Raw genomic sequence first — 16,640 nt, 5'->3', positions numbered from 1 at the left:
ACTGTGAGGCGCACTAAAAAACGCCCTCCTCACGAGAGGAAGGCGATTCTACAGCAATCAGCGCAGCTTAAACTTCGAAAGCACCCCGTGCAAATCTTCCGCAAGAGCGGACAACGAATGCGCGGATGAGGAAATTTCCTCCATTGCGGCCAGCTGTTCTTCCGTGGCGGCCGAGTTGTTCTGGCAGGCCGCAGCCACTTGATTCGTCGAGGCGTCGGCCGCTTCCGTCAGTTCGACAATGTGCTGGCTCGAAGCGGCCAGCTCGATCGTGGTAGCCGATGTCCGTTCGATCTGATCGGACACCGAGTCGACGTGGGCAGCCAGCTCGGAGAATGCCTTGTCCGCCGTCTCGGCTTTGTGCAGTCCGATCGCGGTCTTCTGCTTACCCTCATCCATCGCATGAACCGCATGCGCCATCCCTTCGACGATCTCGGCGATGAGTTCGGCAATTTGCTGAGAGGAGCGCTCGGACTGTTCGGCCAGCTTGCGGATCTCTTGAGCGACGACAGCGAATCCTTTGCCATGCTCGCCCGCACGCGCAGCTTCGATAGCCGCGTTCAGGGAAAGCAAATTCGTGCGATTGGCCAAATCCGCGATCATGCCGGTAATGCCGCCAATTTGCTGCGAACGGTCGCCCAACGTTTGAATGACGGCCGCCGCCGATTCCACGGACGTTTGGATGTGCTGCATGTCCTCGACAATGTCACGCACCGCTGCCGCACCCTGGCGCGTCGACTCCGAGGCGGAATGGGCGAGTGTGGAGATTTCCTCGCTTGCACCCGACATCTCCCGGATCCCCCCTGCCATATCATGCATGGACTGTACCGTACCAGAGACGTGCCGCTGTTGATCCTCTACGCTTAGCAGAATGGTCTGCGTCGACTCGACGATCTGCTCCGTGACGCGGGTCGTCTGTTCCGCACTCGCCGTCAGCTGCTCCGCGGACGAAGCGACTTGAAACACCGTATCTTGTGCTTGAGATAAAATGCCGCGCAAATTAGCAATCATCCGGTTGAAGGTGCGCGCAAGGTCGGCAATTTCATCTTTGGCGTCCGCCTTTAGTTCACGGCTAAGATCGCCATGCCCGTCGGCGATTTCTTTCATTTGACGGTCTGCCGCAGCGAGCGGCCGCGTGATAGAACGGGAGAGCAACAACCCAATCACGATGGCAACGATGATGCTCACCGTACAAATGAGGATCATCATCAGCAGTTCGTTGTCCTGCTCTGCTTTCCGGTCAGCTTTATCTCCGTCCACTTCGGAGGCAAAGCTTGCGATCATGTCGGAGACGAGCGTCTCCACTTGCTTGCGCACGGTTCGCTCGTCACCAAAATGAATAGCCTGCGCGTCTGCGGTGTTCCCACTTTTCATAACAGCCAGCGCTTTGTCACTCGCTTTCGCGTAAGCATCATAAAGCTGTTTGAGCTCAGCTAAGCGACTCTTGTCAGCGTCATTCAAAGAAGGATGCGCTTCAATAGCCGCAAATAGATCGGCGACGATTGCCCGCTTTTGCTCGATTTCAGTCGGATATTGTCCATCTTTCGTGATTAAATAAGCCCTCTCGTCGTTGGATATGCCGGTAAGCCGATATTGAATTTGAGTAAAGTCGGCGCTGAGGTCCAGATCCCCCATCATCTCTTGGTAAGCATCCCCGGTTTTCTTGATATGGTCATAGGTGAACAACGAGAGTCCGAGTAGAAGAATGATCAATGAGGCGAAACTTACGAAAAGCTTGGAACGGATTTTCATGCTGTACACCCTTTCTTGTATCGTACAATAAAATAACTTATTACGATAAAATTCGACAATTTCAGTCAAAATTCCTCCCTGACAATAGGTTTATTCGTTAAAAAGCTATCCTTAACAGACAAGAAGACGTTGAGGGGAATTTGTTCTCTCTCTAGCGAGGAAACCGGATTCACGGTAGAATTGAAGAAAGAGACAGCACCAGAAAGGAGCTCTACCAGCATGTCTTTCTTCCAATCATCTCCTTATCGCATCCCTTTGTTCTGCGCGGTCACGATGCTTTTCTGGATGTCGATGTATACCAGTGTGCCGATCATGGCGCCATACACCGAATATCTCGGCGGCAGCCATCAAATGGCCGGCTGGGTTGTTGGCATGTACGGCATTTCGCAAATGCTGCTGCGCATTCCGGTCGGCATTATGTCGGATCGCTTTCATAAAAGAAAGCTCTTCATCACCTTCGGCCTCCTTTTTACCGCGATCACAGGGCTTGGCCTTTGGGTCACGAAGGATTTTACGTGGATCCTGATTCTCCGTGCCCTGGCTGGCGCGGCGGCAGCGACGTGGGTCGATTTTACGGTGCTGTTCACCAGCTACTATAAGCACGAGGAGTCCACCAAAGCGATTGGCACAATCTCCTTCTTCAACTCCCTCGGTCAGGTCGCGGGCATTCTCGCGGCGGGCTGGGCGGCAGACGGGCTCGGTTGGGAAGCTGTGTTCATTCTTGGCGCCATCTTGGGGCTGCTCGGGATGGCAGGTTCCTTTTTCCTCATCGAAAAAGTGGAAGCCGACGCCCCGCGTATCACGCTCCGCGGCATCGGCGAGGTCGCGACGGACCGTACGCTGCTGTTCGTCTCGCTGCTGGCAATCCTGTCACAGGTGCTGCTCTTCGCCACCGTGTTTGGCTTTACGCCGGTATACGCGACTGAGCTCGGCGCGGATAAGTTCACGCTCTCCCTGCTCTCCCTGTTCGCGAACGTGCCGGTCGCTGTCGCTTCCTTATTCAGCGGCCGCCGCTGGTCGACCAAATACGGCGAGAAGCGCCTAGTCGTGATCGGCTTCCTGCTGATGGGCATCTTCACCTTCACGGTGCCGTTCACGCACCACCTGTGGCTGCTGATGGTCACGCAGGCGATTGCCGGCTTCGGCCGCGGCCTGTCCTTCACGCTGCTCATGGGCATGAGCATCAAGCATATGCCGGCGGATAAGCGCGCGACCGCCATGGGCTTTTTCCAGGCCATCTACGGCCTGGGCATGTTCGTGGGGCCCGTACTCATGGGCATCATCGGGGATTGGTTCTCGCTGAACGAAGGCTTCCTCGTCCTTGGCGTCCTCGGCGTCGTCAGCGGCGGTCTTGCCCAGTGGTTTGTGCGAAGCACTCGGACCAGACCCCAGGCAGTGGGCGGCGGTACGACGATCACGAAATGATTTTAACCAGACGGCTCTCTCAGCTTTAGCCCATAGAAACAAAAAAAAGAACCCTTTCGGGTTCTTTTTTCGTCGGCGTTGATGAATTTCTTTAAACCATGTTACACGTAAACCTTTGGTAAATCTGCGTATAAAACACGGTAAGTGTCTTTAGCACATCGCCCTCCAGCCTGATTATAACAGGTAGAAAAGTCCTCTAAGCAACGGTTGTTCGATTTTCGCTTGATGCTCCAACGGAACCACACCTCTCTGCTCACCGACAAGAATTAGTATGTCCGCCTCCGCGGGTTTTAAACATGCTTTTCAAAAGAATTATGAAGAAATTTTTCTAGTGCTTAGCCGCCGTGACCGTGGCCTTCTGCGGGTGTATGGCCGCTGTGGTTGCGGTTCTTCACCGTTTTGGAGCCGGATAGCGGTTCTTGATTGCCACGGTTGCTTCTGCTTTTACCCGAATTGCGATTGTTCGATTGGCCGTCAACGGCATACGTATCTGGTTTCGACATGATTAGATTCCTCCCCCTCAGCCTTGATGATTCAGCGCATCTTGGTGTCTTTGATCATTCGTCTGCTGCTGAATTTGCTGCGCATTGTGGGCATTCACCGCACCCGCTTCCAAATCCTTAGCAACGTTTTGCAGGTTTTTATCAGCGCCCTTTTGCTTCGTCATCCGTGATTCCTCCTCTATTTAGACGTTGGTGACCGACTTGAGCGTTTGCGCGCATTCATGAATGTGACGAACATAATCGTCCACGAGATTCTGCACGATTTCCGTGCGCTCATCGATATGCGTAACACCTTGCTGCACGTCGACCAGTTCCACATTCACCTCTCTGGCATCCTGATACGTCACCTTAAAATCAAACGAATACCCGGTATGCCCAGCCGCTTGAATGTGGACCCGGAGCGCGTCCGCATCGCCTTCATCCGCCCATACGCGGGCTTCATCCGCAGGATTCAGAACGGTAGGCATCACACTGCTCCAGCTTTGCACTAATTCCGGTTGATCAACGCCTGGTTTATCCCAATTGCTCATGAGTAACACCTCCACAAGTTTAAAATGCGGAAGCCACCCGTCTTTTATCCATGTCAAAAAACAACAAAAACCCGCTCCACCGCAATGCCATGGAACGGGTTGAAACCTTTTTATCTCGCTGATAGCTGCATCAGCATACCGAGTATTTTCGCGGCTTCTTCTCGCGAAGCCAAATCTTTCGGCGCAAAGCGGCCGCCGGATTTACCGCTGATGATGCCAGCTTGCTGCATCGTCTTCGCCGCCTGCGCGGCGAACGCCGGAATCTCCGCGCTGTCCGCGAACGATGCGGCCGGCTCCGCTTGCGGCAAACTCAGCTTCACGAGTGCCGCGTAGCGAACGAGCATCGTTACCATCTGCTCGCGCGTGATGTTCGCGGCAGGGGCGAACTCATCAGCGCTTACGCCGCTGGTAATGCCTTTCTCCGCCGCCCACTGCACGGACTGGGCGTAGTAGCTGTCTGCCGCGACATCGCGGAAGCTGGACGCTTTGGCGCCGTCTAGCTGCGCGCCGGCCATGCGGGCCAGCATGAGCGTGAAGTCGGCCCGGGTGATTGGCGCGTAAGGCGTGAACTGGCCTTCCGCCGTCCCGTTAATGATATTGCGTGCCGACAGATACGTAATGTAATCTTTGGCGAAGCTGCCCGCTGTATCGCGGAAGTCCACTCTGGCGTAACCTACGGCATATTGTGAGAAGTGGGAGACGTTAAAGATAAGCGAGCCACTTGCAGCATCATAGAGGCTATTGGTGACTTTGACAAGTTCACCCGCAACGTAGTAGGCAACGATCGCATTGGCATCTTCGTTGGCAGCAGGTTGGTAAGGGATTGTCACCTGGACCGAACCGCCGTTAAAGGAGCTTACCTTTGTGCCGCCCGCTGTAATGGTTAAGTCGAAGACAGGACGGTTGCCTATCGCTGACGCTAACGCTTGCTTCCCTTCCGGTGTCCAGTTTTCTGTCACAGCGGCTGCGTCTGTTTTCCGGATGGAAACATCCACTGCACCGCTTGTCGAGCTGCTCTGAACAGCCTTCAGTGCCTGCTTATCCAACGAAATTTGGCCAAGCCCCGCGGACAGTGTCAAGGCGTCTGCACCGCTTTCGGAGATTTTCGCCCAAGCTTCTGCTGGCACACTAACTACTGCTTGCTTCGCCGCGGCGTCAACCGTTGTCTTAATTTCCAGGACGGTCGCTTTGTCGCTGCCCGGAACTGCGGACAGCTTGGTTAAAGCTTCCATCACCTGCCCGCTGGTCACGGTAGCCGTCGCTTTGCCGCTGCTGTCCAGCGTGCTTTTTACTTCCGTTGTCGTAATCACCTGATTATTGCCTTCGGTCACCGTGCTCGTCGGCGTGGACGGTGTCGATACAGGCCCGCCGGAGCCGCCCGAACTGCCGCTGTCGCGATAAATCGTGACGTTATACGTCTTTGTCGACTGATCCTCAGCTTTGACGACAATGGCGATCCCATTGCTGCCTTCTTGCAGCGCGATTTGAGCGGTTGCCTTACCTGCGGCAGGATTAGATCCATTGATGCTGATCGTTGCCGCTGGATCAATGCTGCTGGCTGAAACACTGGCTGTATATACGCTGTTCGCCACATTTACTGCATAGCTCAACTGCTTCGAACTAAATGCCGGAGAAAGGCTGCCTGCGGAGACTGCCAACCCCTTCAATTCCGAAATATCAATGAGGTCCGCATCGGCTACTGCCGCGAATTGCGAGTAATCGGCTTGAACTTGCTTCGCATAGTCCTCGCCCAAATTCACCATCGTATCGCGGATCGTTGTCCAATCCGCATTCATAGCGGCAAGCGCGCCTTCCTCGAAGCTGTAGCCCAGGTTGCGGTCTGCCCGCGCGTGTCCATAGGCATACGCCATGGCGGAAGCTTTCAAGAAGTCCTTAAAGTCTCCAAAGCTGCCGAACTTTTTGTCATCGTAATCGCGGTCATACGCCGAGACTTCGCGAATCATGAATGTCCGGCCTGCTGTGCCGGTAAGCGGGCCGACATAGGCATCCTCCACGACAGAGAGGGCATCATACGCCGTCTTCGTGCGTGCCGCATCGCCATTAGGCGCGGAGTACGCAATCGGCAGGAACGTATTCAACGTGAGTGCAGGTGCCTTTTGCTGCTTCACATCCAGAATGATATCGTCGTCCTGGCTATCGGTCGGTCCTTCAACCAAAATAAAGTAGCGGCGTACGCCGATGCTGCCAAGCCCTTTTTCGATGACACGGGACATGTCTTTCATAGTGAAATAGGCGTTTTTATCGCTGGCCGCCTGTCTGGTTTGCGCAACGTAGCCTGCCCAGCCGGCTCTCAGTTCATTTTCTTCCTCCGTAGAAACTGCGAGCAATTTTTCATTCGCTGACGTTGAATCCGTCGCATTCGCTATCTTCACAAATTGTCGGTTATCGCCAACCACCTGCGTATAGCCATTCAAATGCGCAGCATTCGTAATACCGTCGAGCAATCCCGACCCCGCGGATCCCACCGGTGCGCTGCCATAGAACGTTTTCAGCATATAATCGCTGTAGGAGAAGCCCTTAGCGACCAAAAAACGCTCATCCATTTTCGCCGTATGCTCATCGTCGTTGCCATTCACACTTTCCAGCGCAGCTTTGTACTGATCCAGGAAATCCTTCGCCGCCTGTCTCGTATCCGCAAGCGACGCATTCTTCGTGTCTTTGACGTCATCCTTCGTAATATAAATGCTCGCAATAAAGCGGATCAGGTCAAAATAAAACGGTGCCACATACGACTCGTCCGGGTCGTTAATATCAAAATACGGCTGACCGTCGTTGTGGTCATAGAAACCGATATTGCGCGTGTGCGCGTCGCCTTCGATCCACGTATTCACGTGGTTCCACGCTTTCCACGCTTCGGGAATTGGCAGCACTGCCGTGCCTAGATCCTTATAGAACACCGGGCTGTTCCCGCGGAAGAACTTAAACGCCTTCGCCTTCATCTCACTGTACTTATAATTCTTATCGTACAGATCGGAATGGAAGCTATTCGCCTGCTTCAGCGTATCGACGATGCTCGTCTTGCGAGCCGCGTCGTTCAGCAGCGGTGCCGTCGGGCGCTTGATCGTGAAGCCGGTGATCACATTAGAGTCTTCATCCGCCTCCGCCGTCACAGCCTCTTTCTTCAGCACAATAGCAAGGCTCAGATCGTTGACGATCGGCGTAGAGGCCGTGCCAGATACACGGAAGGAAACCGTCTTGTTCCCATCACCGGCAGCCGTCAAGCTAAGCCCGTTCAAGTCAGCCGGTGTGACGGTAAAATCAGAGGCACTGAGCGTGCCATTTTTAACCAAGCCGTTGCCTAATGTGACTGTAAAAGTATCGTCTGCGGAAGAAATGGCCGTGGCGCTCTCCATGCTAACCGTCCCGTCGGTCACCGTGCCCGTTACGCGGGTGACTCCTTCAAACTTGGCAAGTGTAATCCCCGTTATAGCCGACGATGCCGTATAAATGCCGCTTTGGAAAGCCGAAGGGAGCAAAATGACAGACAAAGTTTGATCCTCCGTCACACTGGCACTGGCTTGTCCAGAAATCGTAAACGTTATGCTACTACCCGCTGCCGTCGCAGTCACGACGAGTCCGGCTGGAAGACCGTCAATCGTATAATCCGTGCCCTGCACCAGAGAGACTTTAGGCGTCCCATACGCCGCTGTGAGCTGGAACGCATCATTGGAGGCATTCACACCTTTCAATGAGCCCATCGCCACAGAGCCATCCGTTACCGTCGCATACGCCATCGGTCTCAGCGAAGAACTGCTGTCTTGCGGATTGACCTGCGATTTATCCGTCGCTACCTCAAAATCCGTGGCATTATTGCCGCTGTCATACCCGTTCCCGGCGAAAACACCGCTGCCGCTAAGCCCGCTGATCGCAGAACCGTCCGATGGATTGGCGGCTTTCCGAATGATACTTTTTTGTGCGCTTGGTTTGCCCGCTGCCGTCCCTTTCGCTAGAAATGGCTTGGATTTTCCGCTTGTGCCGCCGTAGGCCATGAAATCGACAACATGACCGCCAGTCGTTGCATCAAAATTAAAATCGTCCGAACTGTTGAGCAGCGCGACAATCCCGCCGTCCTTATTCATATTCAGCGACGTATCTTCGGCGTCCGGATTATCAATTTCTTTTCCTGAGCCTGTCGTGTAGCCCGACGTTGTCGGTCCACCCCCAAGCTTAATCAAATAGTAACCATGCGGTTGAATGCTGCCGGTAAGCGACACTTTCGCCCTATAGACGCTGTCGAAAACCGTCAAACTGCTATCATCTGATGCGTTCTCAGCTTTAATAAACTGCACACTCCATGTATCTAAGCTTTGCACCGTGCCCGTTGGATTGTACAGCTCGATGAAATCATTCTTGTAAGGGGAATCCTCATTATGGCCCCCACCGCTAAACACTTCGCTAATGACGACATGATTCGCCTCAGCCGCCTCTGCTTCAGTGGCCGTTCCGGGTAAATAGGCCGTTGGCAGCACCAAAGCCGCAATAAGCGCCTTCACGATCAATCGTTTAAGCTTGATCTGCACGTTATTCACTCTCCCTATCATGGATAATCTCGTCCATTATAGAAAAAGCACATCCGACAAAATACCCACTTTGTGTTAACGTTTTATTTATTATTTGTAAAGGTAGTTCTGATAAAAAAATCTCCTCTTTACCTTTTATTGAGGAAATCTTATCACTTGAAAACGTTGACCCGACGAGGTGAGGCTGTCGACAAACCGCTTTAACACTTCAATATTGGTCACGAACATATAAAAACGCACCAAACCGTTTATCCAACAGTTCAGTGCGTTTGTTTTTGTTACTGCGAATATACGGAGAGGGTGGGATTCGAACCCACGGAGGCTTGCACCTCGGCGGTTTTCAAGACCGCTGCCTTAAACCACTCGACCACCTCTCCACGATAGCCGCCTCCGGTTAGGAGACAGCCTAGTGCAGTGACAAAATGCATTGTAGCATAGATGCACTTCCAGAAGCAAGTGCTATTTTTTCGTGATCACTTTCACGTTGTTCATGTACGGAACCAGCACGTCCGGTACGCGGATCGAGCCATCAGCTTGCTGATAATTCTCCAGGATCGCAGCCACGGTACGGCCTAACGCAAGACCCGAACCGTTGAGCGTATGAACGAACTCCGGCTTCGCTTTCGCATCACGGCGGAAGCGAATGTTTGCGCGACGCGCTTGGAAATCCTCGAAGTTCGAGCAGCTCGAGATTTCGCGGTATGCGCCGCTATTTGGCAGCCAGACTTCCAAATCGTACGTTTTGGCCGACGAGAAGCCAATATCGCCCGTGCACAGCGACAGCACACGATACGGCAGCTGCAGCAGTTGCAGCACGCGCTCCGCATTCGCTGTAAGCTTTTCCAATTCATCGTACGACTCTTCCGGCTTCACGATTTTTACCAGTTCAATTTTGTTGAATTGATGCTGACGAATGAGACCGCGCGTATCGCGGCCCGCCGAACCCGCTTCCGAGCGGAAGCATGCGCTGAACGCCACGAAGTTCACAGGCAGCTGCTCGCTTGTCAAAATATCGTCCCGGTGATAGTTCGTCACCGGCACTTCCGCCGTCGGAATCAGGAAATATTCCGAGTTCTCAATCTTGAACACATCTTCCTCGAACTTCGGAAGCTGGCCTGTGCCCGTCAAGCTGTCGCGGTTCACGATGTACGGCGGCAGCATCTCCTCATAGCCGTGCTCATCGCTGTGCAGATCCATCATGAAATTGATCAGCGCCCGCTCCAGTCTTGCGCCCAGCCCTTTGTAGAACACGAAGCGCGAGCCGGTAACCTTCCCAGCCGCTTCAAAATCCAGAATGCCCAGCTCCTGCGCCACTTCCCAATGCGGCTTCACGTCAAAATCAAACGTCGGCACCTCGCCAACGCGGCGAATTTCCACGTTCTCTTCTTCCGAAAGACCTACCGGTACACTCGCATGCGGCATATTTGGAATCGCTAACAGCACTTGCTGCAGGGACTCGTCCAGCACACGAATTTCGTCGTCCAGCTCTTTAATGCGATCGCCGACGATCTTCATCTCTTGAATCAGCTCGTCCGCGTTCTCACCGGAACGCTTGCGCACCGCAACCTCTTGGGAGACGGTGTTGCGGCGGTTCTTCAATTGCTCGGTTTCTTGCAGCAGCTCTCTGCGTTTCACATCCAGTGCCGTGAAGCCGTTCAGCTCCTCGATCTGTTTGCCGCGGTTTTGCATGGCAGCTTGCACAGCTGCTAAATCACTTCGAAGTAACTTTACATCAAACAAGGAGATTCCTCCGTTAGCGCAAAATGGTTTGGATATGGAAGCAAGCACCCGCCACCGAACTCAATCGGCAGCTCAAGGTGCTTGTCCCTGCGTTATGCTTTACTTTTGTTCACCATATCTAAAAAGTAGCTGTGCATCCGGAAATCGTCCGTTAACTCCGGATGGAACGACGCCGCAAGGAGATGCCCTTGCTGAGCCGCTACGATTTGGCCGTTAAACGTCGCCAATACATCAACCCCCGGCCCCACCTTCTCGATCAGCGGCGCCCGGATAAACACCGCGCGAACGTTCTCATCGATGCCTTTGATCGGCAGATCCGTCTCAAAGCTTTCGCGCTGGCGGCCGAATGCGTTGCGAGCCACCGTCATGTCCATCAGCTCCAGGTGAGCTTCCGGTTGTCCGGTGATCTCCTTTGCGATCACAATCAGCCCGGCGCACGTGCCGAAGATCGGCTTGCCCGCCGCGGAGAACGCGCGCAGTGCGTCGATAAAGCCGTACGTACGCATCAGCTTGCCGATCGTCGTGCTCTCGCCGCCGGGCAGGATGATACCGTCCAGCTCATCTAGTTGCTCCGTGCGTTTAACCACGACGCCTTCCGCGCCGGCTTGTTCAATCCCGCGAATATGCTCAGCGACAGCGCCTTGCAGTGCGAGAACCCCAATCTTTGTCATTACCAGCCGCGCTCCTGCATACGCTCGGACGCTTGCAATTGGGAAATTTCGATCCCTTTCATCGGCGTGCCGAGGTCTTTAGAAATTTCCGCGATCAATTTGTAATCCGTGTAGTGCGTTGTCGCTTCTACGATTGCTTTCGCGAACTTCTCAGGGTTATCCGATTTGAAAATACCGGAACCGACGAATACGCCGTCCGCGCCCAGGTGCATCATCAACGCTGCGTCAGCAGGTGTGGCTACGCCGCCGGCTGCAAAGTTAACGACAGGCAGCTTGCCTGTTTTGTGCACGTGCAAGAGCAGCTCGTATGGAGCGCCAAGCGTTTTGGCCTCAAACATCAGCTCGTCCAAGGACAAGCCTTGTACTTTGCGTATTTGGCCTTGAATCATACGCATGTGGCGAACAGCTTCTACGATGTTGCCTGTTCCTGGCTCGCCTTTCGTACGCAGCATGGATGCTCCTTCACCAATACGGCGAAGAGCTTCGCCCAGGTCGCGCGCACCGCACACGAAAGGAACAGTGAACTCACGCTTGTTGATGTGGAACACTTCGTCCGCAGGCGTCAAAACTTCGCTCTCATCAATATAGTCAACGCCAAGTGACTCCAGCACTTTAGCTTCAACGAAATGACCAATTCTTGCTTTCGCCATAACCGGAATGGATACGACTTTCATAACAGCTTCCACGATTGTTGGGTCAGCCATACGGGATACGCCGCCAGCCGCACGAATGTCAGCAGGTACGCGCTCCAGCGCCATAACGGCAGATGCCCCTGCAGCTTCTGCGATTTGTGCTTGTTCGGCATTCATGACGTCCATGATGACGCCGCCTTTTTGCATTTCGGCCATACCAGTTTTAACACGGGATGTTCCTGTTTCCATTCTTGATTTCCTCCTATACCTGTATCCCAAAATTCGCACAGTTGCCTACACGATTCGATATAAACTTCTAAACAGTAATTTTACATGAAGGAGGGGTAATATACAACCCATTTTCTAGCCCTAGGAGCCGCCCTTGATACCGCTAAACAGGTCGCCGATGAAGTTTTTCAGGGAGCGGAACAAGAGTCGAATCCAGCTGCCTTTCTCCACCTCGCTGCTCGCGATCAGATCGACCGTTTTCTCCTGGCCGTTGTACGTCACTTTCGCCTTGCCGAGTACGTCGCCCTGCTTGATCGGAGCTACCAGTTTTGTTTCATCCAGCGGTGCCGCCGTGATTTGGAAGTCGCTGTCCTTCGCACCTTTTTTCGCGATGAACGTCAGCCCTTCTTTGACCACAAGTCCGACTTCCGTTTGTACGCCTTTCTTAATGTTTACCTTTTTCAAGGAATCTATTTCTTGGTTCGCCGACAGGAATGGCTTGATCTCGAAATTGTTAAATCCATAATCCAACAGCTTCCGAGACTCATTAAAACGCTCCGGCTCCGTCTTCGTCCCCATCACAACGGTAATCAGACGCATGCCGTTCCGTTCGGCCGTACCCGTAAAGCAGTAGCCCGCATCGTCCGTAGAACCTGTTTTCAAACCGTCCAATCCCGGATACGAGTACTTCTTAAAGTTCACGTTCGATGCATTGCCCTCCAGCATCCAGTTCCAGTTGATCATCGGCGTTTTATCCGTCGGTCTCAGCGTTTGCGAAGGGATTTTCGTGAAATCGAGAATTTCCTTATGATCCTTCAAAATGTTATAAGCCAAGATCGCCGCATCGCGCGCCGTCATGACGGTTTCACCGTCAATAGAAGCCGGCGGGTTCTTCAAATCAGCTCTGGACAAGCCCGTCGCGCTAATAAAATGCGCCTTGTCCGACATGCCAAGCTGCTTCGCCTTATCGTTCATCATTTTCGCGAAATTCTCTTCCGTCCCGCCGAGCGTTTCGGCAAAAGCAACCGATGCGTCATTCGCCGAATAAATCGACATCGCGCTGAACATCTGCTTGAACGTCAACGTCTCGTTTTCTGCAATCAATTGCCCGGAACCAATGACATCGGCTGCATTCTTGCTCGCCGTAATTTTAGAATCCCACGTGAATTTGCCTTCCTTAATGCTTTCCAGCGCCAGATACTCCGTCATCATCTTCGCCATACTCGCCGGAGGGTACGCTTCGTCCGCGTTAAACTGATACAGCACAGCCCCTGTGCTCGCTTCCATCACGATGCCCGACTTTGCATTGAGCTGCGGCTCATTCGCCGCAGGAGCACTCGTCGCACCTGTCGCTGGAGGCGTCGTAGCCGTTGCCCCCGCTTGCGGCGTAGGGGATGGTGTTCCTGCTGCATACGTAGGTTGTATATGTAAAAGTAAGGATTGAGCGATCAAACTAATGCCTAAAGCCAATGCAACCTTTTTCCTTGTAAACCGAAACCCTCTCACAACTTCACTCTCCTAATCAATGTATGAATTCCTATAAGACACGTTATATTGTAACACACCCCATTAGACAAAAAAAAGAAGACGTGGGTTCAATCCCCACATCTCCAATTTTTGTCGTTTTCTTGACAACTACAACGAGTAGTTTGGCGCTTCCTTCGTAATCTGAATATCGTGCGGATGGCTTTCTTTCAAACCTGCGCCCGTAATCCGGATAAATTGGGTATCGTGAATCAGCTCTTGGATGTTGCGAGCACCGCAGTAGCCCATGCCCGAGCGCAGTCCGCCCACAAGCTGATAAACCGTATCGGCCAAAGGACCTTTGTACGCAACGCGCCCCTCAATGCCTTCTGGAACAAGCTTGCTCTCGTTCTCTTGGAAGTAGCGGTCCTTGCTGCCTTCTTTCATGGCGCCAAGGGAACCCATGCCGCGGTACACCTTGAACTTCCGGCCTTGGAAAATTTCCGACTCACCCGGACTCTCATCCGTTCCCGCAAAAAGACTGCCAATCATCACCGCGCTAGCACCCGCAGCAATCGCTTTGACCACGTCGCCGGAGTACTTGATGCCGCCGTCGGCAACAATCGGTACGCCGAACTCTGCCGCGGCCCCGGCACAGTCAAAGATCGCCGTAATTTGCGGCACGCCGATACCGGCAATAACGCGTGTTGTACAGATCGAACCTGGTCCGATCCCGACCTTCACCATCGAGGCGCCTGCTTTGATCAGATCGCGCGTGCCGTCGCCTGTCGCAACGTTCCCTGCGATAATCGGCAGCTCTGGGTACGCTGCGCGAATCTTTTTCACCGTTTCCGAGATGTTAATGTGGTGTCCGTGCGCTGAGTCTACGACGATGACGTCGATACCGGCTTTCACCAGCGCCGCAGCTCTTTCCATCACATCTTTGGAAACGCCTACTGCCGCACCGACGAGCAGACGACCTTGCGCATCCTTCGCGGAATTCGGGAACTGGATCGCTTTCTCAATATCTTTAATTGTAATCAAGCCTTTAAGGCCGAAATTCTCGTCCACGAGCGGCAGCTTCTCAATCTTGTGCTGCTGCAGAATGCCTTCTGCTTGCTGGAGTGTAGTGCCTACCGGGGCCGTCACCAGGTTTTCTTTGGTCATCACTTCTTTGATCTTAATCGAGTAGTCATGAACAAAACGCAAATCCCGGTTCGTAAGAATGCCCACCAAACGATTCTCATCGTTGACGATCGGCACCCCGGAGATGCGATATTTCGCCATGAGTGCTTCCGCATCATACACATGATGCTCTGGTGTAAGCGAGAACGGGTTCGTGATGACGCCGCTTTCCGATCTTTTTACACGATCCACATGCTCCGCCTGAAGCTCAATGGACATATTTTTATGAATAATGCCGACTCCACCTTCTCTTGCCATTGCAATGGCGAGCGATGATTCCGTAACAGTATCCATGGCCGAACTAATAAAAGGAATATTTAATTTCACATTAGCTGCTAAAACCGTGGAAACATCGATCTCTTTTCCGAAAACCTCGGATTTTCTAGGCACTAGCAGCACATCGTCAAACGTTAAGCCTTCCTTGCCAAACTTGTCTTCCCTCACAACACTTCTTCCTCCTTAAAAGCTCTCCATCCGCTGAAAAGCTTTGATCACAGCACTTGGTTATGATTGCAATCTTAACAAAAGCCCATTTTTCGTGTCAAGGGAAGGAGAGAGTCACGCCTGAGCATCCTGCTGAATATGACGATTCCGTTAACGATAGGAGTAATTGCTGCTCGGATTCCACAGTAAAAACTGCTCCACGCCCTGCTCCCTCGCGGCTTTAATCTGCTCCTTCACGTCGATCACACCGTAGGTTTTGTGAGGCTTCACCCACGTCGCCGTAAAGTCCTGGTACCACGGCCGGATCTCCGCCACAGGCACATTCGCCTGCTTCAAAAGTTGGTTCTTCCCGTTGGCATCGTGAATCGCCTGATGAACGATCGCATACGGCTGCAAATCCGGATATTTCACGCCATACATGCCGTTCGTATAATGGGAGGGATACAGCATCGGCGAAATGACATGCACCTGCTTCGCAATCAGATTCCAGTCCTGTCCAATCCCCACATCACGCTCCGCCGACGTCGTTAAACCAAACACATCCGCCGACAGCTTCGCCTTACTGCTCAACTGAGTCCGCGCTTGCTGAAGAAAAGCCTCTATATTCTGTGCCTTCGACAGCCCGGCAGGATTGCTGAACTTGACCTCACTATCGACACTCTTCACATTTTCCGGGAAACGCACATAATCAAACTGAACCTCGTCAAAGCCCATTTGCGCGACTTCATTCGCAATCTGCAAATTGTATGCCCATACTTCCTTTTGAAAAGGGTCTACCCAAGCCACGCCCTTCTTATCCTTCCATACCGCTCCGGCATTGGTTTTCATGGCATACTGGCTCTTCTTTTTACTAAGATACGGATCTTTAAAAACAACGAGACGCGCAATCGCATAAATCTGCTTCTGCTTCAAGCGCTGCAGCTTAGCTTGCAAATCGTGTATAATCACATGGCTGTTCGCGCCAATTTCGTTCACCATCGGAACCTTGGAGGGATAGGTGACCTGCCCGGAATCGTTCTTCACGTCGATCACCATAGCATTCAAATCGGTTCGATCCACCAGATCAATCAGCTGTTCAAATTTGCTGCCCACCGCGGACCAGGCCGACACGTAGATCCCTTTAACCGGCTCATGTATCGTTTGTTGAGCGGATAGCTTGACGTCATTCGGGGAAGCCTTGCTGCTTAGTGTAGATGCTCGCTCAAGTGAACTAGGTTTCGTCTCTGTTTGCTCAGTTGGAGGCATCGCCAACCGCGGATTAAGGTCTTCCTTCATGGTATCCGTTCTTGTTGCGCAGCCACCCGTTAGAAGCGCACTCAAGAGACAAATCCATTTGCCGTTACGTACGTAACTGCTGCTTTTCACCATGCAAATCCCTCCTTCAAGGGATAGTATGGTTAATATCACAACATTGTACAAACAACAAAAAAAGAGTCTTTCTGGAATTTCTTCCAAAAAAACTCTTTTCGCTCGCTTGGCAACGTTCTACTCTCCCAGAACCCTGCGGTTCAAGTACCATCGACGCTGG

12 protein-coding genes and 1 tRNA gene are annotated in these 16,640 nt (G+C 52.8%); 1 reads left to right on the top strand and 12 read right to left on the bottom strand.

What is annotated here, in order from left to right:
* Positions 1-57 precede the first annotated feature (57 nt).
* On the bottom strand, positions 58-1,749 hold the full coding sequence (locus ABE504_RS30975) for a methyl-accepting chemotaxis protein (protein ID WP_430096405.1): 1,692 nt from the start codon (positions 1,747-1,749) through the stop codon (positions 58-60).
* Between the two features lie 219 nt (positions 1,750-1,968).
* Between ABE504_RS30975 and ABE504_RS30970 the strand changes: the two genes are divergently transcribed.
* Positions 1,969-3,174 (top strand): MFS transporter, encoded by a 1,206-nt coding sequence (locus tag ABE504_RS30970; RefSeq protein ID WP_430096403.1) that lies wholly within the window; start codon positions 1,969-1,971, stop codon positions 3,172-3,174.
* Positions 3,175-3,509: 335 nt separating this feature from the next.
* Here the strand turns inward: ABE504_RS30970 and ABE504_RS30965 are convergent, their stop codons facing one another.
* From ABE504_RS30965 to ABE504_RS30915, 11 genes are all read right to left on the bottom strand, one after another.
* Positions 3,510-3,677, bottom strand: a complete 168-nt coding sequence (locus ABE504_RS30965) for a small acid-soluble spore protein P (RefSeq protein WP_430096402.1) — start codon at positions 3,675-3,677, stop codon at positions 3,510-3,512.
* Positions 3,678-3,694: 17 nt separating this feature from the next.
* Positions 3,695-3,841 (bottom strand): hypothetical protein, encoded by a 147-nt coding sequence (locus ABE504_RS30960; RefSeq protein ID WP_430096400.1) that lies wholly within the window; start codon positions 3,839-3,841, stop codon positions 3,695-3,697.
* An 18-nt stretch (positions 3,842-3,859) separates the two neighbouring features.
* Positions 3,860-4,207, bottom strand: coding sequence for a hypothetical protein (locus tag ABE504_RS30955; protein WP_430096399.1), 348 nt, complete (start codon positions 4,205-4,207; stop codon positions 3,860-3,862).
* Positions 4,208-4,317: 110 nt separating this feature from the next.
* Entirely contained in the window at positions 4,318-8,748 is a 4,431-nt protein-coding gene (locus ABE504_RS30950) for a DUF2252 family protein (RefSeq protein ID WP_430096398.1), read from the bottom strand.
* 292 nt (positions 8,749-9,040) lie between these two features.
* Positions 9,041-9,125: transfer RNA gene (locus tag ABE504_RS30945), tRNA-Ser, on the bottom strand.
* A gap of 82 nt (positions 9,126-9,207) precedes the next feature.
* A complete protein-coding gene (serS, locus tag ABE504_RS30940; protein ID WP_430096397.1) occupies positions 9,208-10,488 on the bottom strand; it encodes a serine--tRNA ligase in 1,281 nt (426 codons plus the stop codon).
* Between the two features lie 92 nt (positions 10,489-10,580).
* The gene (gene pdxT, locus ABE504_RS30935; protein WP_430096395.1) at positions 10,581-11,159 is read right to left on the bottom strand and encodes a pyridoxal 5'-phosphate synthase glutaminase subunit PdxT; all 579 of its coding nucleotides are present in this window, start codon (positions 11,157-11,159) and stop codon (positions 10,581-10,583) included.
* Positions 11,159-12,040, bottom strand: a complete 882-nt coding sequence (gene pdxS / locus ABE504_RS30930) for a pyridoxal 5'-phosphate synthase lyase subunit PdxS (RefSeq protein WP_126141987.1) — start codon at positions 12,038-12,040, stop codon at positions 11,159-11,161. Before pdxS ends, pdxT begins: the two co-directional genes overlap by 1 nt.
* A 120-nt stretch (positions 12,041-12,160) precedes the next feature.
* Positions 12,161-13,489, bottom strand: a complete 1,329-nt coding sequence (locus ABE504_RS30925; RefSeq protein WP_430096393.1) for a D-alanyl-D-alanine carboxypeptidase family protein — start codon at positions 13,487-13,489, stop codon at positions 12,161-12,163.
* 165 nt (positions 13,490-13,654) lie between these two features.
* On the bottom strand, positions 13,655-15,112 hold the full coding sequence (guaB, locus tag ABE504_RS30920) for an IMP dehydrogenase (RefSeq protein ID WP_430096391.1): 1,458 nt from the start codon (positions 15,110-15,112) through the stop codon (positions 13,655-13,657).
* 150 nt (positions 15,113-15,262) lie between these two features.
* Positions 15,263-16,480 carry a putative glycoside hydrolase gene (locus ABE504_RS30915; protein ID WP_430096389.1) on the bottom strand — a complete coding sequence of 406 codons (1,218 nt, stop codon included), beginning with the start codon at positions 16,478-16,480 and terminating at the stop codon, positions 15,263-15,265.
* Positions 16,481-16,640: the final 160 nt, after the last annotated feature.

The organism is Paenibacillus oryzisoli, assembly GCF_050467285.1.
Taxonomy (GTDB): Bacteria; Bacillota; Bacilli; order Paenibacillales; family NBRC-103111; genus Paenibacillus_E; species Paenibacillus_E oryzisoli_A.
The sequence above is the reverse complement of the archived record's forward strand: the minus strand, read 5'-3'. Positions and strand labels throughout refer to the sequence as shown.

Excerpts from the sequence above, each read along its gene's own strand:
- ABE504_RS30975 (WP_430096405.1), bottom strand. The coding sequence starts at position 1,749 with ATGAAAATCCGTTCCAAGCTTTTCGTAAGTTTCGCCTCATTGATCATT.
- ABE504_RS30970 (WP_430096403.1), top strand. The coding sequence starts at position 1,969 with ATGTCTTTCTTCCAATCATCTCCTTATCGCATCCCTTTGTTCTGCGCG.
- ABE504_RS30965 (WP_430096402.1), bottom strand. The coding sequence starts at position 3,677 with ATGTCGAAACCAGATACGTATGCCGTTGACGGCCAATCGAACAATCGC.
- ABE504_RS30960 (WP_430096400.1), bottom strand. The coding sequence starts at position 3,841 with ATGACGAAGCAAAAGGGCGCTGATAAAAACCTGCAAAACGTTGCTAAG.
- ABE504_RS30955 (WP_430096399.1), bottom strand. The coding sequence starts at position 4,207 with ATGAGCAATTGGGATAAACCAGGCGTTGATCAACCGGAATTAGTGCAA.
- pdxT (WP_430096395.1), bottom strand. The coding sequence starts at position 11,159 with ATGACAAAGATTGGGGTTCTCGCACTGCAAGGCGCTGTCGCTGAGCAT.
- pdxS (WP_126141987.1), bottom strand. The coding sequence starts at position 12,040 with ATGGAAACAGGAACATCCCGTGTTAAAACTGGTATGGCCGAAATGCAA.
- ABE504_RS30915 (WP_430096389.1), bottom strand. The coding sequence starts at position 16,480 with ATGGTGAAAAGCAGCAGTTACGTACGTAACGGCAAATGGATTTGTCTC.